Here is a 25517-nt window from a genome sequence, read left to right as displayed (position 1 = left end):
TGCCGCCGAACTCGCCGCCGGCTGAACCAGGATCGACGGGCCGGCCCCCGCCGGCCCGTTCCCCCGACGTCCGTCCCCGCGGCTCGCCGCGCCTATTTGAACGGGGCAGGGCGTGACCTTTGCGAATACGCCTTTTCACACACCGTACGCTGAAGACTATTTCAGGTTCCGGTCCCTCGCCGCAAGGCGGGGGACCTTTTGCGAGAACCACCCGGCGACCGCGCCCAATACTTCAAGGTCTTCGGTCGAGCACAGCGGCCTCGTGGCCCCGCCTCCCCCTCGCCCCCACCCCCACCGTCCGCTCTCCGACACATCACCCCATGACGCGCCACGTCGCATTCACGACGCGTCGGAGATGCGCGCAAGGCAACATGGCGCACGCGACATCAACCCGCCTCCATCTGTCACCTTCCCGACACGGGCATGGACTTTCCGCAGTATTCGTCTGTCGTCGAGACCCGACAATCGGTCGATCGATACGATAAATCGCTGAAAATGCGAGCGATTCACATGTGACGCCGGCTTGGCACGCCGTTTGCCAGTCATCGCTCAGGAGCCGTTGGGTTTGGCTCGGAGCGAATTCATGCACATCGTCGTCTGCATCAAACAGGTTCCGGATTCGGCGCAGATCCGCGTCCATCCCGTCACCAACACGATCATGCGGCAGGGCGTGCCGACGATCATCAACCCTTATGACCTGTTCGCGCTGGAAGAAGCGCTTCGCCTGCGCGACAAGTTCGGCGGCGAAGTCACGGTGCTCACCATGGGCCCGCCCTCCGCGGAAGATTCCCTGCGCAAGGCGCTCACCTTCGGCGCCGATCGCGCGGTGCTGCTGACCGATCGCTTCTTCGCCGGCTCGGACACCCTCGCCACCAGCTTTGCGCTGGCCACCGCCATCACCAAGGTCGGCCAGACCTGGGGCGTGCCGGACCTCGTGTTCACCGGCAAGCAGACCATCGACGGCGACACCGCCCAGGTCGGCCCCGGCATCGCCAAGCGCCTCGGCCTGATGCAGGTCACCTATGTGGCGAAGATCGCCGAGTTCGATCCCGCCGAGCGCACCATCACGCTGGAGCGGCGCGCCGAGGGTGGCACGCAGGTGCTGAAGTCCAAGCTCCCCTGCCTCGTCGCCATGCTGGAAGCCACCAACGAAATCCGCCGCGGCACCATGGTGGACGCCCTGCGCGCCGCCCGCGCGGAGATCGTGAAGTGGAACGCCAAGGACGCCGGCGTCACCGACCTCAACATGTGCGGCCTGAAGGGCTCGCCCACCATCGTCAAGCGCGTGTTCGCGCCGAGCGCGCGCTCCGAGAAGGCCAAGTTCATCGAGGCCGGCGAGGGCGGCAACATCTCCGAGGCGCTGATCGCCGAGATCTTCTCGCGCCAGCCCAGCCTTGAAGCCGACCTGACCACGCTGGCGCGCGGCTTCTGACGGCCTCCGCCGCAGAGCCCGCGCGCCCTTCGTTGCTCCAAGATCAATGAGCCGACCATCATGAGCGAGCCCAAGACACCCCCAGCCCCCGCCGCCGGTGGACGCGCGTCCACCAAGAAAGAGCTGCCGGAACACTTCAAGGCGTACAAGCACGTCTGGGTGTTCATCGAGCAGGAGCGTGGCCAGGTCCATCCCGTGTCCTGGGAACTCATGGGCGCGGGCCGCAAGCTCGCCGACAAGCTGGGCGTCGAGCTGGCGGCCGTGGTGGTCGGCGCCGAAGGTGAGACCGTCCGCGGCGCGGTGGCCGAATCCTTCTGCTACGGCGCCGACCTCGCCTATGTGGTGGCCGATCCGGTGCTCACCGATTATCGCAACGAGGCCTACACGGCCGCGATGACCGACCTCGTAAACACCTACAAGCCGGAGATCCTGCTGCTGGGCGCGACCACGCTCGGCCGCGACCTCGCCGGCGCGGTGGCGACCACCCTGCTCACCGGCCTCACCGCCGATTCCACCGAGCTGGACGTGGACGCCGACGGCTCGCTCGCCGCCACGCGCCCCACCTTCGGCGGCTCCCTGCTCTGCACCATCTACACGCTGAACTATCGCCCGCAGATGGCGACGGTCCGCCCGCGCGTGATGCCCATGCCGATCCGGGTGGAGAAGCCCATCGGCCGCGTCATCGAGCACAAGCTCGGCGTGGTGGAAGCCGACATCGTCACCAAGATCCTGAATTTCATCCCCGACCGCGATTCCAACAAGGCGAACCTCGCCTATGCGGACGTGGTGGTGGCCGGCGGCATGGGCCTCGGCTCGCCGGAGAACTTCCAGCTGGTGCGCAACCTCGCCATGGCCATGGGCGCCGAATACGGCTGCTCGCGGCCGCTGGTGCAGAAGGGCTGGGTCACGTCCGACCGGCAGATCGGCCAGACCGGCAAGACCATCCGTCCCCGCCTCTATATCGCTGCCGGCATCTCAGGCGCCATCCAGCACCGGGTGGGCGTCGAGGGTGCGGACCTGATCGTCGCCATCAATACCGACAAGAACGCGCCGATCTTCGACTTTGCCCACGTTGGCATCGTCACCGACGCCATCCGCCTCCTCCCGGCCCTGACGGAAGCCTTCGCCAAGCGCCTGTCGGCCCACTCCAGCGACAAGCTCGCCAGCTGAAAGCCAGCGAAAGGAACATCCGATGATCGACGAAAAGTTCGATGCGATTGTCGTCGGCGCCGGCATGGCCGGCAATGCCGCCGCCTACACCATGGCCTCCCGCGGCCTGAAGGTGCTGCAGCTGGAGCGCGGCGAATATTCCGGCTCCAAGAACGTGCAGGGCGCCATCCTCTACGCCGAGATGATGGAAAAGATCATCCCGGACTTCCGTGAGGACGCGCCGCTGGAGCGTCACCTCATCGAGCAGCGCTTCTGGATGATGGGCGAGAATTCCCACACCGGCCTGCACTACCGGTCCGACGACTTCAACGAGGAGAAGCCGAACCGCTACACCATCATCCGTGCGCAGTTCGACAAGTGGTTCTCCTCCAAGGTGCGCGAGGCCGGCGCCCTGGTGGTGTGCGAGACCACGGTGACCGAGCTGGTGCAGGACGCCTACGGCAAGGTTATCGGCGTGAAGACCGATCGCGGCGGTGGCCAGATCCATGCGGACGTGGTGGTGCTCGCGGAAGGCGTCACCGGCCTGCTCGGCGCCCGCGCCGGCCTGCGCAAGATCCCCAAGCCCACCGAGGTCGCGCTGGCGGTGAAGGAGATGCACTTCCTGCCGCAGGAAGTGATCGAGCAGCGCTTCAACGTGAAGGGCAACGAGGGTGCCGTGATCGAGGCCGCCGGGACCATCTCGGAAGGCATGACCGGCATGGGCTTCCTCTACACCAACCGCGAATGCGTGTCGGTGGGCATCGGCTGCCTGGTGTCGGATTTCCAGAAGAGCGGGGAATCGCCCTACACGCTGCTCGAGAAGTTCAAGCGCCACCCCTCCATCGCCCCGCTGCTGGAAGGCTCCGAGGTGAAGGAATACGCCGCCCACCTCATCCCCGAGGGCGGGTTCAAGTCCATCCCGCAGCTCTATGGCGAGGGCTGGGTGGTGGTGGGCGATGCCGCCCAGCTCAACAACGCCATCCATCGCGAGGGCTCGAACCTCGCCATGACCTCCGGCCGCATTGCGGGCGAGGCCATCTTCCAGGTCAAGTCCCGCAAGGACCCCATGACCGCGGCGAACCTCTCGCTCTACAAGAAGATGCTCGACGACAGCTTCGTGATAAAAGACCTCAAGAAGTACAAGGACATGCCGCAGCTTCTGCACATCCAGTCGCAGAACTTCTTCCTCACCTATCCCCAGCTGGTCAACAAGGCCATGCAGAACTTCGTGCGTGTCGACGGCACGCCGAAGAAGGAGAAGGAGAAGATGACGGTCAAGTCCTTCACCTCCGCGCGGTCGTGGGCGGGCCTTTTCGGCGACGCCTTCAAACTCGCCCGCGCCTGGCGCTGAAGGGCTTTCAGCTCAGCGCATCCCTTTTTCCCACCTTGCGCGGCGGGCCTCGCCCGTCGCCGATTTCCGGGAGATTTTTCATGGCCACCGAAACCGCCTTCCGCGTCGAGGACAAGCTTTTCCAGAACCGCTACCTCGTGGATGCCGGGCGCGCCCACATCAAGGTGCGGCCCCACACCACCCCCTCCGCAGCGCTGCGCACCCTGCTCACCACCTGCCCGGCCCGCTGCTACGAGCTGAACGACAAGGGCCAGGTGGAGATCACCGCCGACGGCTGCGTCGAGTGCGGCACCTGCCGCATCATCGGCGAGCCCTCGGGCGACATCGAGTGGAACTATCCGCGCGGCGGCTACGGCGTTCTGTTCAAGTTCGGCTGAGGCCTTCGGCCCCAGAGGTAACGAAATAGCGATCGGGAGCCGGCGCACGGCTTCCGATACGCCATCTGGCATCAAATCGCCTTCGCCCCTAGATTAGGGGCCGGGAGGACGATTTCATGTCCGCATTTTCGTCAGGATCAACGGCCGGAGAGCCGGGGTTCGCCCACGGTTTCGCAGCCGACGGGCTCGCGTCCGAGTTCGCCGTCGAGGCGCTGGACTGGCAGGGCCGACCGCTGCGCTGCCAGGATTGTCCCCACGAGGACATCAAGGCCGAAGGGCGCTGCGACCTCGGCAAGGCGTGCGTCCTCGACCGGCGGCGCAAGCGCATCGATCGCTTCTTCGCCAACAACGCGGCGCTCGCCGCGCGCTATCTCGACCACCCCTATTTCGAGGTGCGGGCGCTGGCTGCCCGTCATGCCAGCGTCTTCCTCATCACCCCGCTGAAGGACGATCCCGAGCCGGACGTGCGGATGGTCTGCGCCGAGCGGCTTCCGCTTGCCCGCATCCGGGACATGCGGTTTGACCCCGAGCCGCGGGTGCGCATCGCCGTCGCCGGCCGTCTGGAGGGCAGCGATCTTGTCGCCCTCATGTCGGATGTGGACTACAGCGTGCGCATGTCGGCGGCCCGGCGCGCGCCGGCCGATGCGCTGGTCTATCTGATGCACGACCCCGAGGTGGACGTGCGGCGCATCGTTGCCGCGCGCCTGCCACAGGTGCCCCTGGCCCGCATGGCCGATGACCCCGATCCGCTGGTTCGCGTGGTGGTCGCCGAGCATCTCGATCCCGAACGCCTTGTCGCGTTGCGTGGTGATCCCGACATGCGGGTGCGTTTCGTCGTTGCCGAGCGGATCTCCCCGGCCCTGCTCGCCCCTCTGGCGCACGATGACGTTCCCCCCATCGCCGAAGTCGCGCGGGAACGCCTCGCCTCCGCGTGATCCGCATTCCGCCTGACGATCGAACGGCCGGCCTCCCCAGGGCCGGCCTTTTTATTATGCGCGCGTGATGGCGCGAATGATTTGCGTTTTCGAAGTCGTTTTCTGCTGCGACGCATTATTTACTTGATGCAGACGCACAAAACGCACCGCGTCGCACGTATTTCCTGTCTTCTGGCGCCCAATTTGCATGTCGAAGCTGTTTCAGACTGGCAGAGCGAGCGGCCCTGCCCCTTTTCAGCCGCTCGGAAATCGAGGATGCCATGGTCGAAGTCACAGCAAGCAACGTGAAATTCTCCGCTTACCGGGCTGATCCGGAAGGCGCACCCAAGGGCGCGGTGGTGGTTCTGCAGGACGTCTACGGCGTCACGTCGGACATCCGGCAGATCGCCGACGGCTTCGCCGCCGCCGGCTATGTGGCCATTGCGCCGTCCTTGTTCGACAAGGTGAAATCCGACATCGAACTCGACGCCGCCGCCACGGACGAGGGCAAGGCCCTCACCGAAGAGGTCGGCACCGACTGGTCGCTGGAGGCCATCCAGGCCACCGTCGATGCGGTGAAGGACGCTGGCAAGGTGGCCCTTGTCGGCTATGCCTGGGGCGGCTTTCTCGCCTACACGGCCGCCAACAAGGTGAAGGGGCTCGCCTGCGCCATCGGCTATCATGCGCAGGAAGACATCCTCGACGGAATGTCGGAGAAGCGCCGCATCCCCACGCTGATCCATTTCGCGGAAGCTGATCCGGCCATCCCGGAAGCGGACAGGGTCCAGTTCCGCGCCCGCAGGCCGGACGTGTCGGCCTTCTCCTATCCCGGCGCCAGCCGCGGGTTCACCTTCAAGGCGAGCTCCGCCTATGACCCCGCCGCGGCCGATCAGGCCATGGAACGCACCCTGTTCTGGATCTCCCAGTACGTGGTCGGGCAGGGTCCGGTGCAGCTGAAGAATGCCGGCGCCTATGCCCTCGCGAAGACCGAGAAGAAGGGCAAGAAGAAGTCCGGTGGCGACGACATGGGGCCGCCCCTGGACTGACGCCCGAAGCCCAACGGCAGCTTCCAAATCCGTGTGCCGGCGCGCGTCGCCCTTGACGCGCCGCCGGCCCGGACGTTTCATCTTGCCAACGAAGTGTCGGACTTGAGCGTGATCGAACATGAGCGTGATCGAGCATGATTTCGGGGCGGGCAAGCGGCGCACGGAAAAGCGCTTCCGCGACCTCCTGAACCTCGACGCGCTGCATGAGCAGAACGTCCGCGCCAATCCCCTGCCCTATCTCGAACGGGCGAGCGAGCGCATCTACCAGCTTGAGAAGACCATCTTCGAGGCGGCGCTCGCCGCCCGGCCGGCCTTCGACGCCGAGGCCGACGACAAGGGCCCGACCGTGACCCTCAGCAAGGCGGAATACGACCGCCTCCTCGCCTGCCGCGCCGTCGTCGATTCCGCCCTCGCCGAGATCCAGGCGCGGCCAGACGCGGAAGAGCCGCGCTGAGGCGCCGGCCCGAAAGGCCGTGAGCGCGCGGACGCGCCCACGGCGTCCTGGTCAGTTATGGACGGAGGGCGGCGGGGTCCACTGATAGAGATCGCCCCAGCCGTTGAGCGCCTTCACCTCATGGGTGAAGCCGAGGGTGCCGAGCGCGGCCGCGAAGCCGAGCTGCTCGCCGCTCTTCACGCTGGCGAGCAGCGGCACCTTGCGGCCCTGCAATTCGCCGAGCAGCGCGGGGAGCACCTCATCGCCCTTGGCGGCCGGCGCGACGGCGGCATAGGTGACATGGATGGCCTCGCTGTTGCGGAAGCCCCACTCGAAGGTATCGCGCCGCGCGAGCAGCGCGCCCACGATGCCCTTCTCATGGTCCACCACCACCGGCGACAGGCCGGAGGTGCAGCAGGCGACGAGCTCGGACAGGAGCGTTTCCTGATCGGCTTCGTCTTCGGCGTTGAAGGGGACGGCGGCGGCGGCCTGCCGCAGCAGCCCCCACAGGCCCTGGACGTCGCTGAGGGACGCCATACGGCGGGTCAATTCAGTCATGAAATGTATCTCCGGGGCAGACAGAAAATAACGCCGACATCTTAGATCAAAGACTAGTAAATTCAATAATTACCGCTCATCATCCCATCTCAAGTCGCTGCTTTCATCTGGTCGAACGACAGTGTCATGAAGCATACGCCCCCATTCGGCAGATGTGCGATGCGCGACACCCCAGCCGACGCGCCGCCGCAGACGCGTCTTGGCAAGAACCTTGCTGCGCGCAACGCGCGGGGGCAGTCGATCGCCCCGCCAAACCTGTTTGGAGCCCCGGCCTCCGGAAAGTCCTTTCCCGGAGCGCGTCCTTTGGAGTGAGGCATGTCGACGAGCGAAGGTTTCTTCATCGACTGGGATGGCAACGCCCGCAGCGTCGATGATCCCGGCGGCGGATATCTGTGCGAGACCGACCGTGTCGCCAAATACGTGGCGGTCACCACCAAGACCGGCACGCTGGTGCACGAAGGCACCTTCTACAAGACCATGGAAGACATCGCGAAGGCCGGCATCAAGGCGGGCTTCGTGCCGGGCTCCCATCCGTGGGGCTCCAAGGAGGACGGCTTCTAGAGCATATCCCGCGAAGTGAAGTTCGCTTCGCGTGAAGACCATGCGTATCGTCAAGAGCGCGGGCATCCGTGCCCGCTCTCCCCCACACAGCACAGGAGAATTGGCGATGCTCCCGACGACGATTCTCATCGACGAAGCGCCCCGCTGCGTCGTCCGTCCCAACGACACCAAGGCGCTCAACCGCTTCCTGCGCAACGCGAAGGACTTTCTCCTCGCCGAGAAGCCGGAGGGCAAGATCACCCACCGCGCCGCGTCGGAGGAGGAGGTGGCGAAGTGGAAGAATGCCCTCGCTTTGCACCAGGCCTGGGGCGGGTCCGACGAGGATTTCTTCGGCGTGCCGCTTTAGCTCCGCCGCCGGGGGGGGGGGGGCAGAGTCAGGGCCGCGCGGCGTGGCCCACGGTGTCGTGCGGATTGCCGGCGGTGTTGCGCATCCAGTCGGCGAGCTTCGCCATGGCGCCATAGATATCCTCGCGCGCAGCCGCATCAGCTACCGTTTCCTCCAGCGCGCCGCGCATGCACAGCAGCCACGCGTCGCGCTCCGCATTGCCGATGGAAAAACCCATGTGCCGCTGCCGCAGCCGGGGATGTCCCTTCTCGGGCGAATAGAGCTTGGGGCCGCCGGTCCACTCGCTGAGATAGCGCTTCAGCACCTGCTTGGTCTGGCCGAGGTCATCGGCATGGATGGCGCGGATCCCCGCCGCCTCCGGCATGGTGTCCATGCGCGCATAGAAGGCCTCCACCAGCCGATCGATGACGACGGCACCGCCCAGGCGCTCGAACATGGTTGTGGTCTCGGCGACATCCGACATGATCTGACCCCTATTCGTCCATGTTGGGCAGGAGAATGACCTCGGCCGGCGCGCCAGCGCCTTGCGCCGCGACAAAGTCGAGGGCCGACACCAGGGAAAGGCCGCCGTCCGCCTCCATCAGCACCACGGCGTCCGGCGGCATCCTGCCGAGCGCCTCGACCAGCTGAGCCACCGTCATCCGTCCTGCCCTCCTGTCGGCGCCGGGCTATTCCGGCCGCATCGGCGATCCCGCCTCGTCGAAGGCGACCACCACCGTGTCCTCATCCACCATCCGCACCTCGGCGCGCTTCAGCGCGCCGTTGCCGTGATAGCTGTAGCGATGCGCCAGCTCCACCTCGCCATAGACCATCTTGTCAAAGCCGGTGAGCTGGCCGGACGCATCGAACCAGGCCCGGATGAAGGTGTTGCGGTGGGTGAGCTGCGCCTCGGGGATCGGCTCCACCAGCCGGAACGGCATCTTCACGCCGGTATAGGTGATAAAGAAACGGCATTCGCCGGACATATCCGGCGGCACCGCGCTGGCGGCCTCTGCACTCATCTTGCGTCTCCCGACACCTGCGCCGTCTCCATCCTGTCTACCGATCAGTCGGGGGAAATCATGATTTCCATGGTTTCGTCGAAATCGTCATAGGGAAAGCCCGGCACGTCGGCTTCTACCAGCGGCACCCCGCACAGGCACACATCCGCACCCACGATGGCCACCGCCACCGGCTCCAGGTGCGCGCCCTCGCAGTCGCCTTGCGTGCAGGCGCCGCTCTCGATGTCGAACAGCGCACCATGGCGGCCGCAGCGCAGATGCGTGCGCTCAGGATTGAAGAACTGGCCGCCGCCGATGTTGAGCCAGGCACCCTTGTGCGGACAGGCATTCACATAGCCCACCACCTCGCGCGCGCCGGTGCGCACCACAACGATGCGGAACGGCCGCGCCTCTCCTTCCGGCGTCAGCCGCGAGAGATCGAAGGCCTTCGCCTCGCCGGGCGGCAGCTCGTGCGTCCCGCAGATGGCGAAGACCTCGATCTCGGCCCCGGCGTCCTGTTGCTCGGCAGCTTGTTCGGCAGACATCACTTCTCCGCCCGCCCCTCCCGGAGGCGCAGGCCCCTGTCGCAAATGAAACACCCCATGTCCGCCCGCGGCAGCATTCCCACGGCCGGCGCGAAAATGTCCCGAGATTTGCATGAAGCGTGCCGAGATGCCGCCGCCCGCAGGACGCCCCATGCCCGCAATGAAGCTCTACATGACCCCCGGCTCGTGCTCCACGGGCATCCACATTATCCTGGAGGAGCTGGAGGAGGTGTTCGAGGCGCACATCGTGAACCTGCCGGCCGGCGAGCAGTTCAAGCCGGCCTACATGGCGATCAATCCGAAATCCACCATTCCGGCCCTGGTGCGGCCCGACGGCAGCGTGCTGACGGAAATGGTCTCCATCGCCTACTGGCTGGGGCGCACCCGCGGCCGCGGCCGGCTCTGGCCGGAGGATGCCGAGGCGGCGACGCGGGCGCTCGAAACCATGGTCTATGTGGTGGCCACCGTTCACGGCCAGGGCTTCGCCCGCCTGTTCGCCGGGCCGACCTTCGCAGCCGCCGTGGACGACCGCAAGAAGGTGGAACAGCTGGGACGCGACATCGTGCGCCAGGGCTTTTCCATTCTCGATGGGGTGGTCGCCGCCCGGCCCTACGTGGCAGACACGTTTTCGGTGGCCGACCCTCTGCTGTTCTACGTGGAGTTCTGGGCGGACAAATCCGGGATTGCTTTGCCTCCGCATCTGGCGGCCCACTACCGGCGCATGCTGGAGCGGCCGGTGGTGCAGCGGGTGCTGCGTGAGGAAGGCTACAACATCACCCTCCTCGGGGCGGCTTCCACACGCCCGAACTGACACCGCACGCTTCTTGCAGCGCCCAGCGCGTAGCGACGGAGGCGTTCATGTCCGAGATGTTCGTGGTGACGGAAGAGAACCGGGACGACATGTCCCGGAAGGCCGGAATTTTCCTCTATTCCGACACGCAGCTCTGGCTCGACGGCGATGTGGTGCATCGAACCGATGGCCCTGCCATCGTCTCCCCCGACGGCGTGGAACGCTGGTACGTCGCTGGCACAGACATCAGCCGGGCGGTGAAGAACTTCTTCCTCGCCAACAAATGGCCGCTAAAGGTCGGTCTCGACAGTGCGGAGAAGCAGACACTGTTTGCGTCCGAATTCCTGCGCTGACGGCGGACCTGGACCGGAAGACGGACGAAAAAGAAAATGGCCGGCGCAGGCCGGCCATGATCCTGGCTTGGCGGCGGGGTCAGAGCAGCCCGAGCTCGAGCTGGACCTCGTCGCTCATGCGCGACTTGTCCCATGGGGGATCGAACACCAGCTTCATCTTCACGTCGCTGACGCCGGGCACGATCACCACCGCTTCCTGCACCCAGCCGAGCATCTGCCCGGCCACCGGGCAGCCCGGCGCGGTGAGCGTCATGTCGATCTCGACGGCGCCATCTTCCTTGACCTCGATCCGGTAGATCAGGCCAAGGTCATAGATGTTCACCGGAATTTCCGGATCGTTGACGGTTCTCAGCGCCGCGACGATGCCTTCCAGAAGAACGGCATCATCCTCGGCGAACTCTTCAAAATTGCGCACCTCGCCATGGACGATCATGGTCGTCGGTGCGGCAAGACCCTGGTCCGTAGGCTGAGTCATGTGACCGATGCCTCCTGCCCCCTCATCGTACCCGATACGTAGCAAGCACGATGCCAACGATGGGCCGGACGTTCAATCCAGGCCCTCGGCGAGGGCCGCGACAACTGGCCACCCCACGGCGCCGGTGGGATCAAGCACCTTGAGCGCCTCGAGCTTTTCCAGCGCAAGCTCCGGCTGGTTCTGCCGCAGGTGGATGAAGGCGAGCGCCTTCAGCGTATAGAGGGCGAAGCGTCCGGGGCCGTCAGGCAGAAGGTCGTAAGGCACCCATTTGCGCCAGTCCGTGTCCCAACCCGCCTGGGTCGCCGCCTCCACGAGCCCGCCCCGCGCCGCGGCCTCCGCCTCGTCGAGATTGCCCTGGTAGGTGTGGATCTTGTAGAGGCAGAAATAGACCGGCAGCTCGGACGGTGCCGTGGCGAGGGCCTGGCGGAACAGCTCGTCGGCGCGCCGGCGATCCTTGCGATAGGCGATGACGCCCTGCTGCAGCAGGGCGTTCACCGGTCCGGACACCTCGCCGAAATTGATGACATCGGTATTGGGAAAGAGATCGACGCTCACGTTTCTACCCTTCGGTGGGGCGGGCGAAGGGCGCCGCTTTACTTGACCAGATGCGGGTTCGGCGTGGCTTCGGTGAGCCGGGCGCCGCGGAAAGTCAGCGCCCGCGTGACCGCCTTGGCGATGACGAGGGCGCGGGCGTCAAGCCCGGTCCAGTCGGCGCCGCGGCCGCGGGGATCGATCTCCAGCAGCTTCACCCCGGCAGGAACCTCGGTTCCGTCGCGCACCACGCCGCGCACCACGCCATCGAAGGGCGCGCGGATAGGCTCGCTGCCGAGGAAGCCAATGTGGAAATCCTTGTAGACGCGGGTGCCGATCTCGATGGCCGTGTGCCAGCGGCCGGGAACGCTCGAATGCACGAAGCGCTCGCTGGTCACGCCGCCGAGGTCGCGGGGCGTGTGATCCGGCTCGTCGGTGGGGCCATGCTGGATCACCTGCCCCTCCTTGCCCGGGCGCGTCTCGATGGCGAGATCGCAATTGGTGCCGCCGCCGAAGCCCGGCCCGAGGCCAATGGTGAGGCGGGCGAGCCGGCGCAGGTCCGGAGTGACCTGATACTTGTTCATGCGGGCATCGACGAGAAGCTCGATGGGGCCGAGGACGATGAGATCGAGCAGGCCGAGGGGCGTCACCAGCACGTCGCCGCGCGCGAGGCCCTTGCGGACATCGACCCCGGTATCGGCCCGCCAGGCACGCACGCCATCCACCCGCACGTCGTCCTCATAGAGCGCGTCATGGAAGGCCATCTTGCGCCGGATCACGGGCGGGGCCGGATCATGCGATAGCACGACGCCATAGCCGCTGCGATGCAGCTCGACCGCGACAGCGGACGCAATCTCGTTGGTGCCGAGTATGGTCGCAAAGCCGTTGCGCGCCGCACCGCGTCCCTGCTGTAGCAAATCGCTCATAACGGTTCTCGTTTTCCCGGGGCGACAAGGCGTAAGCAAGAGACAGGCCGTTTGGAACGCCTGCAGGAAGAGGGCAACGGACAGGCCTTGCAACCCTCCCTTGCGGGCGGACTCGGCTCGCCGCCCTTGGTGCTGTCAGTTTTGCGACAGGCGAGGTCCGCATCCGCCCCCGCAGGCCGGGATCGCAAGTGGTGCCGCCCAAGTGGTGCCAGCCTTGCATGGCGGCGTCGCACATCGAAGGAGACAGCGCGATGGCCATGGCCGCAGATGAAATCGAGCGCCTCGTGAAGGAGGCCCTTCCAGACAGCCAGGTGGTGATCATCGATCTCGCCGGCGACGGTGACCACTATGCCGCCCGCATCACCTCGGAGGCCTTCAAGGGCAAGAGCCGGGTGCAGCAGCACCAGATGGTGTATGCCGCGCTCGGCGAGCACATGGGCGGCACGCTCCACGCTTTGAAGCTGGAGACGCTCATTCCCAAATGAGATCGTCCGCAGCGCGCTGCGCCGGGCTCGGATCAATTGCAGTTTCAGTTTTCATCCGCACCGTTTCAATCAGGAGATTGTCATGGCCACCACTGCCGAACGTATCGAAGACATTATCGCTTCCAGCGATGTGGTCCTGTTCATGAAGGGCATTCCCGCCGCGCCCCAGTGCGGCTTTTCGGCCGCCGTCGTGCAGGTGCTCGCCGGCGTCGGCGTGCCCTATCGCGCCGTGGACGTGCTGCAGGACCCGATGGTGCGCGAGGGCATCAAGGCCTTCTCCAACTGGCCGACCATTCCCCAGCTCTACATCAAGGGCGAGTTCGTCGGCGGCTGCGACATCGTCCGCGAGATGTTCCAGGCCGGCGAGTTGACCCAGCTCCTCGCCGACAAGGGCGTCGCCGTCACCGCCTGACGGGCAAACCCACAAAAAAGGGCCCGGACGCGAGAGCATCCGGGCCCTTCTGCTGCATTATGGAACGATATTGAAAACACACCGGGCCGGATGAACCGATCGGCCCTCAAGTATTCCGCAAACACAAACGCGCGATACGTCCGGCGTGTCTCACGCCGCCTTGGTGGTCGCCTCGACCTTGAAGGCGTCCACATCGGCCCGGGTCAGCCGAAACACACCGCGACCGCCAGCCAGGGCCTGATAGGTGAGCGGAACACGGTAGGACAGGAAGTCGAACCACTCCTGCGGGTTGAGACCCTGGGGACGCTCGCTGATCTCGGCGATGGTTCCGTTGGCCGCAAAGCGGGCGTGAACGATGACTGCTTCGTCGCTCATTTCATCTCTCCTCTCAACGTTCTTCACTGGCGCGGGCCGGGAGCGAAACCTAGGTTTCACGCCAGCCACGCCCGACGACTTGATTACCCGGCACGCTTTTTGTTGAACTTCCGGCAGCGTGCCACCGGAAGCCTTGTCTCAAGTCGCGACAGGAAGGCTCCGCCCTTCCCGCCGCCGAAAGTCCGGCGCTCCCGCGGGAGCGCCGCCGCACTCAGAAGCCCGAGAACTCGCCGAGCAGCTCGATGGTCACGTTCTCGGTGCCGAGCACGGTCACGTGCTTGGCGAGGCGAGACTTGGAGCCGACGCCGACGATCGCGTCGAGGCTCTCGTTCTCCTCCTTGGTGGTCTTGGAGAGACCCTTGCGGCCTTCCTGCACGAACACGTGGGACGCGCTGCCATCCTTGTCGCTCTTCTGACGGTCGGCGAGCCCCGGCTCGACGGTGATGAGCGCCTCGAGGAGGTTCGTGCCTTCCGCGACTTCAATGGTCTTGCCCATGGGGAGGACCTTCAACGTAACCGTGGACATCAACTGCTCCTGTCGTTTCGTCTTCGTGTTTGGGGTGCGATCTTGTTGCGCTTCAGTAGATGGCGGCGCCCGCCCCTACGTTGACCGAGGCATCCTTCATCGTTGCCACGATGAACTCGATCTCCTCCTCGCTTAGGTGGGTGTGGAACGGCAGCGCCACGGCGCGGTCGGCCACCTTCTCCGTCACGAGGAAGTCGCCCCGGCGATAGCCGAGGTCGAAATAGTGCCGCTGCACATGCAGCGGCGTGCTGTAGCCGGCGGATTCGACTTTCTCCACCTTCAGATCCTCGACGATGGAATCGCGGCTCGACTTGGAGAAGCGGGTGCCGAGATGGACCACGTAGAGGAACCAGTTCACCTCCGTCACGTCCGGCCCGATGAAGGGGTCCTTGATGCCCTCGAAGGATTGGACGTACTTCTGGTAGAGGTGTTCCACCGTGCGCCGCTGCTCGAGGATTTCCTCGAGCCGGTGCAGCTGGGTGAGGCCCAGCGCGGCGGTGATGTCGCTCATGGCGCCCTGGAAGGGCGCGCTCATGCTGACGACGACGGAGGACCGCTCCTCCAGCTTGTGGGAGCGGAAGCGCCGCAGCGCCACGGCGACGTCGATGTCGTCCGTCACCACCATGCCGCCCTCGCCGCACACGATCGGGAAGGGCTGTGAGAAATCGAACACGGACGTGTCGCCGAACGTCCCCACCAGCGCACCCTTGTAGCGCGAGCCGATGGCCTCGGTGGAATCCTCGATCAGCGCCAGCTTGTGCCTGCGGGCCAGGTCCTGAAAATCGGTCCAGGGCGCCGGATGGCCATTGGTGTTGCCGGCGACGATGGCTTTCGTCTTTTCGGTGATCTTGGCCTCGGCCTTGGCCGGCACAAGGGTTCCCGCCCAATAGTCGATATCAGCGAATACCGGGCGCGCCCCGGACAGGCTGATGGCGTGGACCGTCTCGCGGAAGGAATAGGGCGAGGCGATCACCTCGTCCCCCGGCCCGATGCCGTAGGCCTTCAGCGTATAGAGCAGGCCGAGGGTGCCGCTCGGCACCGCGACGGCATATTTGCGGCCGAGATAGGCCGCGAACTCCGCCTCGAACTGCTCCGCCAGAGGACCGCTGGAGAGGCGGGGCGCCTGCATGGCCTCGGCCACCGCCTGCAGCTCGATGACGGTGATGTCGGGATCCGACAGGAGGATGGTGGTGGCCTCGCCGCCCTCGCCTTCCCCCAGGTCGAAATCGTCCAGGAAATCGGCGTCGCTCATCACGCGCTCCGCCGTGCGAGGATCACGCCGGTGGCGGCGCCGGGATCGGAGGTGACGTGCGCGCAGTGGTCCGCGGCATCGAGCAGATGGACGTCGTATTTGGGATAGGTCCGGAACGGCGCCTCGGTGACGTCGGAGGCATCGCACTGGGTCCAGGAGAGGGCCGGAAAGCGCTTGCGCAGCTCGGCGAAGACCGGGCCAGCCAAGTCTTCGGCGGTGAGCACCTTCTCGATCTCGGCGAGGTCGCTGTCGCTCAGGGCCATAACCTTACTCTCCCGTACCGGAATGAGACACGACCGGCGGCTTTGTCGCGGTCCGTCCCATGCCATGCAGGATCATTGCCAGTTTGGATCACTGCCAAAATCGACGTTCGGTGTCGTCGTTCAGAAGCTCCAGCAATTCCTTCAGACGCTCGTGAATACTGTCCAGCTCCCAGAGGCGCTTGCCGTGGTTCTTGCGGAACAGCTGCCAGGCCGCCTGCTCCGGATCGAAGATCATCAGGGCGATGTCGACCACCCCTCCCTCGGGGTCGATGTTGCGCGAGCAGCACGCGCTCTCGATCCGGTAGCCACCTTCGGTGGCCACGACCCGCGGCGTGACATAGCGGTAGCGCTTGCGCGCCCTTATGGCGCGCTCGATGCGCTTCCTGTCGAGATCGTTCGGATGAGCGGGCAGCCTCATCGTCCTATCTCTCACGGCTGTGTGGCGCGCGCGGCCGGCGCCGCGCGGCGGAGGATCAGAGCGGCTGGATCTCTTCTTCGAGGCAGCCCACCACCAGGCGCTCGTTGAACTCGATCAGGTAGATCGGGGTGTTCGTGTCGGTATGCTGGCCCACCTGCACGATCTCGCCGACGGTGCCGACGCCGACGAGCAGCCCCTCCTCCGGCATGTCGGGATAGGACCCGTCATTGTAGAGATCGATGAGGGTCTTCACCTTCATGCCCCAATCATACTTGGGCAGGCGCGGTTCGAGCATCATGGCCGTCAAACTCCGGGGGCGGGGGGCAGGGGGATGTCCTGTTCTTCGCGCGGAATGGCGCTTTCCAGTTCCTTGCGCTTCATGCCGACGCGGTTGCCGCTCTCGGTGAACTCGACGCCATAGATGTAGAACTGCTGCAGGAAGGTACCGATGGAAACCACGTAGCCGATCTCGCCCTTCTTCGCGAGGATCTCGCCGATCTCCTTGCCGGCATAGGTTCCGTCATTGCGGATGACCCGCTTCGCCTTCACCTTCTCGCCGAAATTGAAGTAAGGCGGCTCGGAAATCTCCACCACGTCGCTGTCACGGACGATGTTGCTCATAGCGGCATCTCCCTCAAGAGCTGCCCGCCCGCCTCGATGCGGGAGCGGGCGACCTCGCGCACGAACTCGTCATCATCTTCCAGGAACCGGGCGAGCTGGGACGGCGCCACCCGGCCGGCCACCTCGTAGCGCACCCGCCAGTCCGCATCGGCGGCAAGCGCCGGCAGGAGGTCGGGGGCGAGGCGTTGCGCCACTTCCAGGCGGACGGCGGCGCTGCGGTCGCCCGCCATGCACATCAGCCATTCGGCCGGCAGCCGCTGGGCCACCACCTTGCGCACCTCGGGCTCGGGATCGTCCACGAGGCGGGAGAGCAGCGGCGGCGCGATGCGCCGCGCCACCACGAGGCGCACGTAGTAGTCGTCATCCGCCAGCATGGGCGCGAGCTCCGCGTCCTCCAGCAGCGAGACGATGCGAATGCGCACCTCGCGATGGGGATCGTTGCGCAGAGGCAGAATGAGCCGCTTGGGCAGACGGCGCGCGGCATTCCAGCGTACCGTCTCCTCGGGATCGTTGAGGAGCGGCTTCAGGAAGAACACGTCGGCGTGCTTCGCCGCGATGGCGCGGACCTCGAAATGTTCGTGGCGCACGTAGGAATTGGCGAGCGCCGGGTTCCAGTTGAAGAAGCGGTCGATGCGCCGGGCGTAGCGGTCGTTCACGCAGGCGCGCCTCAGCTGGCATTTGCCGGCCGGCAGCAGGTCGCCCACATGGGCGCAGCTCCGGCAATCCACGTCTTCGCCGAGCCAAGTCTTGGCATCTTCGATGTCGTCGTCAGTCTTCATCGTCCTGCCCCGCTCTGTTCAGCACGTCGAGCAAGAGCTTCGCGCCGATCTTGTCGGACGGATCGAGCTCGAGCAGCTTCATCACCGCGGCGCGCCCCTCGTCGAGATTGCCGAGGCGCATGTTGAGGTAGGCGTAGCCCTTCAGCGTGAACAGGAAGAAGCGCGGCATCAGTCGGTCGTATCGGGAAAACTCCGCATCTTCCGCCCGCACCTCCCGCCAGTCGGCCGGGAGGTTGGTCTCCCGCTGAGCCTTGGCGAGGCATTCCCGCGCCACCCCCAGGCATTCCCGCAGGCGGCCCTTGTAGAAGTAGAAGCGGTAGAGGCCGATCAGCACCGCCGCATGGCCGGGCGCGATGGCCTCCGCCTTGCGCAGGTGCGCTTCCGCCACCTCGTCCTGCTGGTAGGAAAGACCGGCTTCCCACAGGTGAAACTGTGCGTCTTCCGGCAACCCTCCACCCATTACAGCGCTCGCAAGAAGCGCTTCGGGGGTCAGGACATCGGGCTCGCCAAAGACCTGCGCGGAACCCTCCATCCCCTCCATCCCCTGTCTTCGTTCCGTCCTGATGCCGGTGGAAATCCGGCCCGGAAGATCCGGGGCAGCAAGGCCGCCCCGGATGATCGTCGGATGACGCTGCCCTTCCCCGCCTCAGTGGGCGTGGGAGGAGCAGGTGGTCGCCTTGGGATCGTTGAAGACGAGCCCGGTCTTGGCGGCCGTGTCGGTGAAGTCGATGGTCACGCCATCGAGCAGCAGGCGGCTTTCCGCCGGCAGGAACAGCTTCACCCCGTCCTTTTCCACCACCACATCGCCAGGCTGCGGTTCGGGCAGCACGGAGATGTCAGCATTGAGACCGGAGCACCCGCCGGGCGTCACATGCATGCGGAAGCCGGCGGTGGGTCCGCCGTCCGCCATGATCATCATGCGCATGAAGCGGGCGGCGGAGCGGGTCATGGTGAAGTTCATCGCGCAGCTCCTCAGGCGGTGGGCTGATAGCGGGGATACGCGTTGTCGATCACGCACGTATCGTCCACCGGGCAGACCGCCGCGCACTGCGGCACGTCGAAGTGGCCGATGCACTCGGTGCACTTCTTCGGATCGATCACGAACGTCCCGTTCTTCTCCGAAATGGCCACGTTGGGACATTCCGGCTCACAGGCCGAGCAGCTCGTGCACTGCGACGCGACGATTTTGAGGGTCATGGCGATGCTCCTTTACTTCGCAGGTCAGGCCGCGTTGATGAGCGCGCCCTGCCGGATCTCGGCGTCGCCGCGGACGGTGTGGACGACCTCGCCGGTCTTCACCTTGTTCAGATATTCCTTGAACCAGGTGATCGCCGACTTCTCGATGAACTCGTGGGCGAAGGTGTCGACAGGCTCGATGCCGGCCTTGATGAGGTCCGCCTTCGGGCAGCCGCCGATCTTCGCCACGAACACCGCATGGCAGTCGTTGATGGCGCGGATGATGGTCTCGAGGCTGTCCTCCTCGCCATAGCCGCCCTGGCAGTACAGGTCGACGCGGCGGTGGCCGACGAACTTGGCGCCCGCCGTGGAGAGTTCCCACACCTGGAACTCCTTGGCGTGGCCGAAGTGCTCGTTGATGAGGCCCGAGCCCTTGGTGGCGACGGCGGTGAGCAGCTTGATGTCGCTCTGCTCGCCGGCGAGAGCCTCCAGCTCCTCCTGCTTCGCCGCCACCTTGGCGACGCGCTCTTCCTCGACGAGGGCCTGGTAGGCCTTGCGGCTGTCGAGGTCGTAATTGACCTCCATGGCCATGATCTTGTCGGTGGTGAACTCGGCGGAGCGGTCCTCACCGAGGAGGCCCACGGCGTCGGCGCGGCACTGGCGGCAGTGGCGCATCATGTTCATCTCGCCCTCGCACTCGTCCTGGAGCGCCTTGAGCTCCTGGGCGGTGGGGCCACGCTGGCCGTTGAGGCCGAACACGGTGCCGTGCTCGGGGGAGGAGATGAGCGGCATGATGTTGTGCAGGAACGCGCCACGCGACTTCACGGCGCGGTTCACCTCCACGAGGTGCTTGTCATTGATGCCCGGGATCATCACCGAGTTCACCTTGCACAGGATGCCGCGCTCGGTGAGCATCTCGAGGCCGAGCATCTGCCGGTCAGTGAGGAGCTTGGCCGCCTCATAGCCGGTGTAGCGCTTGTGCTTCCAGAACACCCAGGGATAGATCTTCGCGCCGACCTCGGGGTCCACCATGTTGATGGTGATGGTCACGTGGTCCACGTTGAAGCCGGCGATGGTGTCCACGTGGTCCGGCAGGGCGAGGCCGTTGGTGGACAGGCAGAGCTTGATGTCCGGCGCGGTGCGGGCGATCAGCTCGAAGGTCTTGAAGGTCTTTTCCGGATTGGCGAGCGGGTCGCCGGGGCCGGCGATGCCGAGCACGGTCATCTGCGGAATGGTGGAGGCCACCGCCAGCACCTTCTTCGCGGCCTGCTCGGGCGTCAGCTTCTCCGAGACCACACCGGGGCGGCTCTCGTTGGCGCAGTCATACTTGCGATTGCAGTAGTTGCACTGGATGTTGCACGCCGGGGCAACGGCAACATGCATACGCGCATAGTGGTGGTGGGCTTCTTCACTGTAGCAGGGATGGTTCTTCACCTTCTCCCAGATCTCGGTGGGCAGGTCGCCCTGGCCGGCCGACGAGCCGCAGCTCGCCTTGCCCGAACCACCCGAGGTGCCGCAGCCCTGGTGCTCGGCCTTGGCCTGCATGACCTCGGCCAGCTTCTCGTCCATTCCGACGGCGTTCATGCCAACCGCGTTTTCTTGCTGTGTCGACGCGTGCATCTATCTGCTCCTCGCTTGCAGCAGGATCCCGATAAATCCTTGGCCCTGTGAGGAGCAACAGCCGTGCCAGCGCGGTGGCGGAGAAATCGCTTCGATATTTCAATGAATTACAGACTGAAAAACACGCTGTCGGCTTGTCAACATCGAGCCCCGACACGACGGACATGTTGGAAAAGTTACATGCTCCGCAGTCGAATTGTGGCATGGTCCGCCGCGCTTTTGATCGAGATCAATGCGAGGCCGGAAGGGCCTTGCGCCGCAGGCCGCGCGGACAGCCGACCCCGCAAAAGCAAGGGGAGCATGCCCGGCGTCGGACATGCTCCCCTTCGATCTCTCGCCCGCAGGCGCTGTCCGCGTCAGGCCGACATGATGACGTCGAGCGCCTTCGGCAACGGCATGGCGATGGGCGTGATGGCGTGGCCGAGCAGGAAGCGCAGCTCGTTCTTGGTCAGCGTCGCCTCGTCCACGATGGCGAAGTGCGGCGCGCGCGACCGCTTGGCGATCTGCCGGGCGTAGGTGCGCAGCATCTGGTCGTGGAAGCGACAGCCGAGGAACAGGAAGCTGCGCTCGGTGCGGCGGTTCTTCACCACGTCCGGGATGGGGGTCTGGATGTCGATCTCGGTGAGGACCTCGACATAGTCCGCGTCGGAGATCAGCCAGTTCTTCGCGGGCGTGGCGCTGCCGTGCGGCTTGTAGAGCACGGTCTTCCAGCCCTCGGCAGTGGCGCGGTCGCTCTCGGCGCCGGCGGGGTCGTAGAAGCGATACCAGCGGTCCTCGCCGATGCCGGCGCGGGTGATGCCCTGCGCCTCGCCCCAGTCCGAGCGGCCGGCGAGGGCCGCGCGCATGGAGCCGTCGTACCAGGTGTCCACGATCAGCGCGAGGGGCAGACCCGCGAGGAAGGTGTGGAACGGCAGCGGCGGCACTTCAGGCCCGAACGCTTCCGCCATCAGAGCGGAGACGGTGTTGCGGTGCTTCATGCTCTCGATGTGCTGGGCCGCAGCCCAGCAATTGCCCTTGGCGCGCTTGGGCAGCGCCACCTTGGTGCCGAAGAAGACCGAAAGGTCTTCCGGCGTCACCGGGATGGGGGGCGTCCCGAGGGCGAGAAGGCCGGGCCCGAGGTAGGGCACGACCTTGTCCGCGCGCAGTTCCGCCGCCACGTCCTTCAGGACGGCTTCGGCGTCGGCGAGCTTCAGCGTCTCGACATTGGCGACGGAAATGTTCATCTCAGCTCACTCCTCCTCGCCACGCTTCTTCGCGTTGACGGTGATGGGCAGGGTGGTGCCCTCGGCCATCTCGGGCAGGTCGAGCACCCAGCCGTTGGCGATCTTGATCCAGCCACCCCACAGGGACTCATGCTCGAACTCGACGATCGGCTCCTCCAGGTCCTTCTTGGGGACGTAGATGGACAGGCCGATTTCCGGGGAACGGCGAATCATGACTTTCATTTATTGGCTCCTTGATCGGGCTTTACTCGCCGCTGTGACCCGGCAGGACCGAAGGCCCGAACGGGGACGCTGGTGATGCGCGCCGGGCGCGGGGCACCGCACGGAGCACGAAAGGGAGTGGCGCCGAGCGTCGGCGCTCGGCATGGCCGCGCTCAGACATGATCGGCGACAGCAGACGCGCCGCCCGTGGCGGCCGCCCAGGCCGGCGACATGGCGCGCAGGCGGGCCACGATGTCGGGCAGCACCTCAAGCACGCGGTCCACGTCCTCGCTCGTGTTCTCGCGCGAGAGGGACAGGCGGAGCGCGCCATGCAGCGCGCTGGCGGGCAGGTTCATGGCGCGCAGCACATGGGACGGCTCGGTGGAGCCGGAGGTGCAGGCCGAGCCGGTAGAGGCTGCGACGCCGGACTTGTTGAGATTGTGGAGCACCGCTTCGCCGTCGAGATACTCGAACGCCACATTGGCGGTGTTGGGCAGGCGGTTGTCGCCGTCGCCATTGAGGAGGGTATGGCTGACCTGCTGCAGGATACCCTGCTCCAGCCGGTCGCGGAGCGCCTTCACGCGGGTGCGCTCCTCCTCCATGTGGGCGAGGGCAAGCTCGGCGGCAGCGCCAAGGCCGATGATGCCGGGCACGTTCTCCGTGCCGCCGCGCCGCCCGCGCTCCTGATGGCCGCCACGCACCAGCGGGCGGAACTTCACGCCCTTGCGGACATAGAGCGCGCCGATGCCCTTGGGGCCGTGCAGCTTGTGTCCGGAGAGTGACAGCATGTCGATCTCCGTGGACTTGAGATCGATGGCGACCTTGCCCACCGCCTGCACCGCGTCCGTGTGGAACAGCGCTCCCACCGAATGGGCCAGCCGCGCAAGGTCGGCCACCGGAAACAGCGTGCCGGTCTCGTTGTTGGCCCACATGACGGAAACCAGCGCCGTCTTCGGCGACAGCGCCGCGGCGAAGGCGTCGAGGTCGAGCCGCCCCTGGCCGTCCACGCCGATGAGGTGGACCTTGATGCCGCGCGTCTTTTCCAGATGGGCGACGAGGGTGAGCACCGCCGGGTGCTCCACCGTGGTGGTGACGATCTCGTCCCGCCCCTCCTGGGTCTCCAGCGCGGAGAGGATGGCAGCGTTGTCGGATTCCGTTCCGCCCGAGGTGTAGATGATCTCGTGGTCGAACTGAGCGCCGAGGAGGGCCTGCAATTGCTTACGGGCCTTCTTCAGCGCCTCGCCCACGTGCTCGCCGAAGGCGTGGGTGGACGAGGCGTTGCCGAAATGCTCCGAGAAGAACGGCAGCATCGCCGCGACGACGGCGGGGTCGGTGCGCGTCGTCGCGTTGTTGTCGAGATAGACCGGGCGCACGGCGCTCACCCCTCGGATCTGCTGCGGCGTCTTGCTGTGTGGGCGGCCGTCAGCGGATGGGAGCCGGCGTCGCCGGGGCGGGAACCGCCGGGGCCGCTGCGGCAGGCTTCGGCGCACCGGGCTTCGGCGCGGCGGACAATGCGGGGCCGGGACCCTTCAGGCTCACCAGCGGCTTGTTCTGCGCACCGGCGACGGGGATCAAACGGATCAGTTCGCCGAGCCGCTCCACGATCTTGGACTGGATGCCCTCGATGGTCTCGCTCGCCAGTTTGCAGAACACGCAGGCGCCGGTCATCTTTACCATGACCTTGGTGCCGTCGATCTCCACCAGCTCGCAGTCGCCGCCGTCGCGGATGAGGTTGGGGCGGATCTCCTCGATCACCTCGCGGATGATCGCCTCGCGGCGGGCTTCACGGCTGAGCGGGGCGGACGCTTCGGTCTCGGCCAACATCGCAATATCCTCTCTGTGTTCTCTGGTCTGCCGCCCGTCGGAGGACGGCGCGCGGATGGCGGTCAGCCGAAGGATTTGCCGCAGGAGCAGCTGGAGGTGGCGTTCGGGTTCTCGAAGGTGAAGCCGGAGCCCTCCAGGGCCACCACGAAATCGATGGTGGTGCCGGCGAGCAGCTCGTGGCTCTTGTTGTCGACGAAGACGCGAACGCCCTCGCGCTCGACCACCGTGTCGTCGGGCTCGGCGTCGCTGACGAGGCCCATCTTGTACTGGTACCCGGCGCAGCCGCCGGTCTCGACCATGATGCGCAGGCCGCTGACGGGCTGATCGGCATCATGGATCGCGTCGCGGACCGCATGAAGTGCGCTGTCGGTCAAATTGATCATTGCTCGACCTTCGCTTGAAAGACTGGTCTGGCAGGACATCAGCAATCCTCATGCCAGACGGCAACGAACTGATTTCTTTCGATTTTCAGGATCGAAGCTGTTGCCTTTGCGACGCGTGTCCGGTTTCGGACAAGGGGGCGAGCCGCTGTTGCCGGCCAGATGCGGCGCGGAGAACCGCGAAGCGCCGGCCCGCCGCGGGGACCGGTCATCGGCCCGCAACCCCCGCGTTTCCGCGCCCTGCCGGGCTTGGCGGGTCCCGACAGATGCCCTCGGCCGACGCCCGCATGGGGGCTGATTGTCGCGATGACGCGCTTTCGGCGCGGGCGAGGGACGAAGCGGCAAAGGGCTTGCATGAAGCGCAGCGCCTGCCCCTGCGCGGGTGGCACGCCGAACACCTTCGGCGAAGGGCGGCACGCCGGCCCCGGATTCTCCTGTCCGGGACGCGCATGCCGGTCGCGCCCGTGTTGAACCCGAGACCCGTCTGAACAGTCGTGTGCTGAACCGGAGACCTTTTTGATGACCGCGATCGAGAACACCCCCCTGGGCCGGCTGGATAAAGAGGGGCGACTCCTGAATGCCGTGCTCAAGCAGCCCACCAAGCCGGGCCGCTTCGATTTCCGTGGCGACATTGCGCTGAAGTTCCAGCAGCAGGTCGCCGACGAAAAGCGCCCGCCGGAATACACCATGGAGCAGGTGCTGACCTTCGCCGAGGAGGGCAAGCCCACCATTCCGGTGCTCGCCGGCTACCTGCAGAACTTCGCCTTCCTCTCCGACGTGGTCGACGTGCTAGGCGACGCGCTGGCGCCCGACGGCAAGTATTTCCTGTTCTGCAACAACATCGACCTGCTGGCGAAGTATCGCGTCACGCACAACGGCAAGACGTTCTACGTGCTGCCCTGTGATGAGAGCACCGTGTGGAAGGAGATGACCGACCTCCTCTCCATCGACAAGAACGACATCAAGAAGATGGACACCGGCGGCAAGACCGACGTGGTGCTCGACGCCGCCGCGGCGTGGCATGAGGACTACGAGATCATCACCTACGAAAAGGGCGTCTCCATCATGGAGCCGGTGAAGAACCGCAACGAGAACCGCCCGGTCTGACCCGAGCGCGTCCCCGCACCGCCCGGCGAGGCCGGGTGGCGCGCAGGATGGTCTTAAGCGGCACATCGCGACATAAGAAAATGGCCGG

39 protein-coding genes are annotated in these 25517 nt (G+C 65.8%); 14 read left to right on the top strand and 25 right to left on the bottom strand.

Going from position 1 to position 25517, the window contains the following annotated elements:
* The first annotated feature begins 583 nt into the window (after window positions 1–583).
* The 7 genes from ACT54R_RS11760 to ACT54R_RS11730 all read left to right on the top strand — a co-directional run bounded on the left by ACT54R_RS11760 (window position 584) and on the right by ACT54R_RS11730 (window position 6723).
* The gene (locus ACT54R_RS11760; RefSeq protein WP_168457292.1) at window positions 584–1432 is read left to right on the top strand and encodes an electron transfer flavoprotein subunit beta/FixA family protein; all 849 of its coding nucleotides are present in this window, start codon (window positions 584–586) and stop codon (window positions 1430–1432) included.
* A gap of 60 nt (window positions 1433–1492) precedes the next feature.
* Complete coding sequence (locus ACT54R_RS11755) at window positions 1493–2602, top strand: electron transfer flavoprotein subunit alpha/FixB family protein (protein ID WP_168457291.1); 1110 nt, start codon at window positions 1493–1495, stop codon at window positions 2600–2602.
* A gap of 22 nt (window positions 2603–2624) precedes the next feature.
* A complete protein-coding gene (locus ACT54R_RS11750) occupies window positions 2625–3932 on the top strand; it encodes an FAD-dependent monooxygenase (protein ID WP_476326528.1) in 1308 nt (435 codons plus the stop codon).
* An 80-nt stretch (window positions 3933–4012) separates the two neighbouring features.
* Entirely contained in the window at window positions 4013–4309 is a 297-nt protein-coding gene (locus ACT54R_RS11745; protein WP_168457289.1) for a ferredoxin family protein, read from the top strand.
* 116 nt (window positions 4310–4425) lie between these two features.
* Complete coding sequence (locus ACT54R_RS11740; RefSeq protein WP_476326526.1) at window positions 4426–5244, top strand: 4Fe4S-binding leucine-rich repeat protein; 819 nt, start codon at window positions 4426–4428, stop codon at window positions 5242–5244.
* Window positions 5245–5504: 260 nt separating this feature from the next.
* The gene (locus ACT54R_RS11735) at window positions 5505–6269 is read left to right on the top strand and encodes a dienelactone hydrolase family protein (protein WP_168457287.1); all 765 of its coding nucleotides are present in this window, start codon (window positions 5505–5507) and stop codon (window positions 6267–6269) included.
* 118 nt (window positions 6270–6387) lie between these two features.
* Window positions 6388–6723: a hypothetical protein gene (locus ACT54R_RS11730; RefSeq protein ID WP_476326524.1), complete on the top strand. Its 336-nt coding sequence runs from the start codon at window positions 6388–6390 to the stop codon at window positions 6721–6723.
* Window positions 6724–6774: 51 nt separating this feature from the next.
* Here the strand turns inward: ACT54R_RS11730 and ACT54R_RS11725 are convergent, their stop codons facing one another.
* Window positions 6775–7260, bottom strand: coding sequence for a hypothetical protein (locus ACT54R_RS11725; RefSeq protein ID WP_168457285.1), 486 nt, complete (start codon window positions 7258–7260; stop codon window positions 6775–6777).
* Between the two features lie 315 nt (window positions 7261–7575).
* Here ACT54R_RS11725 and ACT54R_RS11720 point away from each other — a divergent pair, with 315 nt between their 5' ends.
* Together ACT54R_RS11720 and ACT54R_RS11715 are read left to right on the top strand one after the other, a co-directional pair.
* Complete coding sequence (locus ACT54R_RS11720) at window positions 7576–7821, top strand: hypothetical protein (protein WP_168457284.1); 246 nt, start codon at window positions 7576–7578, stop codon at window positions 7819–7821.
* Window positions 7822–7927: 106 nt separating this feature from the next.
* Window positions 7928–8167 carry a hypothetical protein gene (locus tag ACT54R_RS11715; RefSeq protein ID WP_476326521.1) on the top strand — a complete coding sequence of 80 codons (240 nt, stop codon included), beginning with the start codon at window positions 7928–7930 and terminating at the stop codon, window positions 8165–8167.
* 28 nt (window positions 8168–8195) lie between these two features.
* Here ACT54R_RS11715 and ACT54R_RS11710 read toward each other — a convergent pair whose 3' ends face one another.
* From ACT54R_RS11710 to ACT54R_RS11695, 4 genes are read right to left on the bottom strand one after another with little or no spacing between them, the layout of a single operon-like run.
* On the bottom strand, window positions 8196–8630 hold the full coding sequence (locus ACT54R_RS11710; protein WP_476326519.1) for a group II truncated hemoglobin: 435 nt from the start codon (window positions 8628–8630) through the stop codon (window positions 8196–8198).
* 10 nt (window positions 8631–8640) lie between these two features.
* Window positions 8641–8808 carry a hypothetical protein gene (locus tag ACT54R_RS11705; RefSeq protein ID WP_168457281.1) on the bottom strand — a complete coding sequence of 56 codons (168 nt, stop codon included), beginning with the start codon at window positions 8806–8808 and terminating at the stop codon, window positions 8641–8643.
* A 27-nt stretch (window positions 8809–8835) separates the two neighbouring features.
* A complete protein-coding gene (locus tag ACT54R_RS11700) occupies window positions 8836–9168 on the bottom strand; it encodes a DUF6156 family protein (RefSeq protein ID WP_476326517.1) in 333 nt (110 codons plus the stop codon).
* Window positions 9169–9212: 44 nt separating this feature from the next.
* The gene (locus ACT54R_RS11695; RefSeq protein WP_476326516.1) at window positions 9213–9692 is read right to left on the bottom strand and encodes a Rieske (2Fe-2S) protein; all 480 of its coding nucleotides are present in this window, start codon (window positions 9690–9692) and stop codon (window positions 9213–9215) included.
* 160 nt (window positions 9693–9852) lie between these two features.
* On the opposite strand from ACT54R_RS11695, the gene ACT54R_RS11690 reads away from it, so the two are divergent.
* The gene (locus ACT54R_RS11690) at window positions 9853–10503 is read left to right on the top strand and encodes a glutathione S-transferase family protein (RefSeq protein ID WP_476326533.1); all 651 of its coding nucleotides are present in this window, start codon (window positions 9853–9855) and stop codon (window positions 10501–10503) included.
* A gap of 47 nt (window positions 10504–10550) precedes the next feature.
* Window positions 10551–10835, top strand: coding sequence for an aldehyde dehydrogenase (locus ACT54R_RS11685; protein ID WP_168457279.1), 285 nt, complete (start codon window positions 10551–10553; stop codon window positions 10833–10835).
* A 79-nt stretch (window positions 10836–10914) separates the two neighbouring features.
* On the opposite strand, the gene ACT54R_RS11680 is transcribed toward ACT54R_RS11685, so the two are convergent.
* The 3 genes from ACT54R_RS11680 to ACT54R_RS11670 all read right to left on the bottom strand — a co-directional run bounded on the left by ACT54R_RS11680 (window position 10915) and on the right by ACT54R_RS11670 (window position 12767).
* Window positions 10915–11310, bottom strand: coding sequence for a DUF59 domain-containing protein (locus ACT54R_RS11680; protein WP_168457278.1), 396 nt, complete (start codon window positions 11308–11310; stop codon window positions 10915–10917).
* Window positions 11311–11382: 72 nt separating this feature from the next.
* Window positions 11383–11865, bottom strand: a complete 483-nt coding sequence (locus ACT54R_RS11675; protein WP_476326513.1) for a tetratricopeptide repeat protein — start codon at window positions 11863–11865, stop codon at window positions 11383–11385.
* Between the two features lie 38 nt (window positions 11866–11903).
* Window positions 11904–12767, bottom strand: coding sequence for a xanthine dehydrogenase (locus tag ACT54R_RS11670; protein ID WP_476326511.1), 864 nt, complete (start codon window positions 12765–12767; stop codon window positions 11904–11906).
* Between the two features lie 251 nt (window positions 12768–13018).
* On the opposite strand from ACT54R_RS11670, the gene ACT54R_RS11665 reads away from it, so the two are divergent.
* On the top strand, window positions 13019–13252 hold the full coding sequence (locus ACT54R_RS11665) for a BolA family protein (protein ID WP_168457275.1): 234 nt from the start codon (window positions 13019–13021) through the stop codon (window positions 13250–13252).
* Window positions 13253–13334: 82 nt separating this feature from the next.
* Window positions 13335–13664: a Grx4 family monothiol glutaredoxin gene (gene grxD / locus ACT54R_RS11660; RefSeq protein ID WP_024281039.1), complete on the top strand. Its 330-nt coding sequence runs from the start codon at window positions 13335–13337 to the stop codon at window positions 13662–13664.
* Between the two features lie 150 nt (window positions 13665–13814).
* Here grxD and ACT54R_RS11655 read toward each other — a convergent pair whose 3' ends face one another.
* The 17 genes from ACT54R_RS11655 to ACT54R_RS11575 all read right to left on the bottom strand — a co-directional run bounded on the left by ACT54R_RS11655 (window position 13815) and on the right by ACT54R_RS11575 (window position 24325).
* A complete protein-coding gene (locus ACT54R_RS11655) occupies window positions 13815–14039 on the bottom strand; it encodes a hypothetical protein (protein WP_168457273.1) in 225 nt (74 codons plus the stop codon).
* A gap of 211 nt (window positions 14040–14250) precedes the next feature.
* Window positions 14251–14565 (bottom strand): ferredoxin, encoded by a 315-nt coding sequence (locus ACT54R_RS11650; RefSeq protein WP_168457272.1) that lies wholly within the window; start codon window positions 14563–14565, stop codon window positions 14251–14253.
* Window positions 14566–14617: 52 nt separating this feature from the next.
* Complete coding sequence (locus ACT54R_RS11645) at window positions 14618–15817, bottom strand: DegT/DnrJ/EryC1/StrS family aminotransferase (protein ID WP_476326509.1); 1200 nt, start codon at window positions 15815–15817, stop codon at window positions 14618–14620.
* A complete protein-coding gene (locus tag ACT54R_RS11640) occupies window positions 15817–16080 on the bottom strand; it encodes a DUF6129 family protein (RefSeq protein ID WP_168457270.1) in 264 nt (87 codons plus the stop codon). Before ACT54R_RS11640 ends, ACT54R_RS11645 begins: the two co-directional genes overlap by 1 nt.
* 88 nt (window positions 16081–16168) lie before the next feature.
* Window positions 16169–16498 (bottom strand): DUF3024 domain-containing protein, encoded by a 330-nt coding sequence (locus tag ACT54R_RS11635; RefSeq protein WP_168457269.1) that lies wholly within the window; start codon window positions 16496–16498, stop codon window positions 16169–16171.
* A 55-nt stretch (window positions 16499–16553) separates the two neighbouring features.
* The gene (locus ACT54R_RS11630; protein WP_168457692.1) at window positions 16554–16793 is read right to left on the bottom strand and encodes a nitrogen fixation protein NifZ; all 240 of its coding nucleotides are present in this window, start codon (window positions 16791–16793) and stop codon (window positions 16554–16556) included.
* A gap of 8 nt (window positions 16794–16801) precedes the next feature.
* Complete coding sequence (locus ACT54R_RS11625) at window positions 16802–17119, bottom strand: nitrogen fixation protein NifZ (protein WP_168457268.1); 318 nt, start codon at window positions 17117–17119, stop codon at window positions 16802–16804.
* Window positions 17116–17898, bottom strand: a complete 783-nt coding sequence (locus tag ACT54R_RS11620) for a 4Fe4S-binding leucine-rich repeat protein (RefSeq protein WP_476326506.1) — start codon at window positions 17896–17898, stop codon at window positions 17116–17118. Before ACT54R_RS11620 ends, ACT54R_RS11625 begins: the two co-directional genes overlap by 4 nt.
* Window positions 17888–18430, bottom strand: coding sequence for a hypothetical protein (locus ACT54R_RS11615; RefSeq protein ID WP_168457266.1), 543 nt, complete (start codon window positions 18428–18430; stop codon window positions 17888–17890). The genes ACT54R_RS11620 and ACT54R_RS11615 overlap by 11 nt, the downstream gene beginning before the upstream one ends.
* A gap of 114 nt (window positions 18431–18544) precedes the next feature.
* A complete protein-coding gene (locus tag ACT54R_RS11610) occupies window positions 18545–18859 on the bottom strand; it encodes a HesB/IscA family protein (protein ID WP_024281049.1) in 315 nt (104 codons plus the stop codon).
* 11 nt (window positions 18860–18870) lie between these two features.
* Window positions 18871–19095, bottom strand: coding sequence for a 4Fe-4S binding protein (locus ACT54R_RS11605; RefSeq protein ID WP_011995790.1), 225 nt, complete (start codon window positions 19093–19095; stop codon window positions 18871–18873).
* 24 nt (window positions 19096–19119) lie between these two features.
* On the bottom strand, window positions 19120–20694 hold the full coding sequence (gene nifB / locus ACT54R_RS11600) for a nitrogenase cofactor biosynthesis protein NifB (protein WP_476326504.1): 1575 nt from the start codon (window positions 20692–20694) through the stop codon (window positions 19120–19122).
* A gap of 356 nt (window positions 20695–21050) precedes the next feature.
* The gene (locus tag ACT54R_RS11595) at window positions 21051–21917 is read right to left on the bottom strand and encodes an SIR2 family NAD-dependent protein deacylase (protein ID WP_476326502.1); all 867 of its coding nucleotides are present in this window, start codon (window positions 21915–21917) and stop codon (window positions 21051–21053) included.
* A gap of 6 nt (window positions 21918–21923) precedes the next feature.
* The gene (nifT, locus tag ACT54R_RS11590; protein WP_024281053.1) at window positions 21924–22139 is read right to left on the bottom strand and encodes a putative nitrogen fixation protein NifT; all 216 of its coding nucleotides are present in this window, start codon (window positions 22137–22139) and stop codon (window positions 21924–21926) included.
* 152 nt (window positions 22140–22291) lie between these two features.
* Entirely contained in the window at window positions 22292–23491 is a 1200-nt protein-coding gene (nifS, locus tag ACT54R_RS11585) for a cysteine desulfurase NifS (protein WP_476326531.1), read from the bottom strand.
* A gap of 49 nt (window positions 23492–23540) precedes the next feature.
* Window positions 23541–23942, bottom strand: coding sequence for a NifU family protein (locus ACT54R_RS11580; protein ID WP_168457262.1), 402 nt, complete (start codon window positions 23940–23942; stop codon window positions 23541–23543).
* Window positions 23943–24004: 62 nt separating this feature from the next.
* Window positions 24005–24325 carry a HesB/IscA family protein gene (locus ACT54R_RS11575; protein ID WP_024281056.1) on the bottom strand — a complete coding sequence of 107 codons (321 nt, stop codon included), beginning with the start codon at window positions 24323–24325 and terminating at the stop codon, window positions 24005–24007.
* Window positions 24326–24841: 516 nt separating this feature from the next.
* On the opposite strand from ACT54R_RS11575, the gene ACT54R_RS11570 reads away from it, so the two are divergent.
* A complete protein-coding gene (locus tag ACT54R_RS11570) occupies window positions 24842–25429 on the top strand; it encodes a hypothetical protein (protein ID WP_168457261.1) in 588 nt (195 codons plus the stop codon).
* Window positions 25430–25517: the final 88 nt, after the last annotated feature.

Source organism: Xanthobacter sp. DMC47, assembly GCF_056313845.1.
This window is presented reverse-complemented; position numbering and strand designations above follow the sequence as displayed.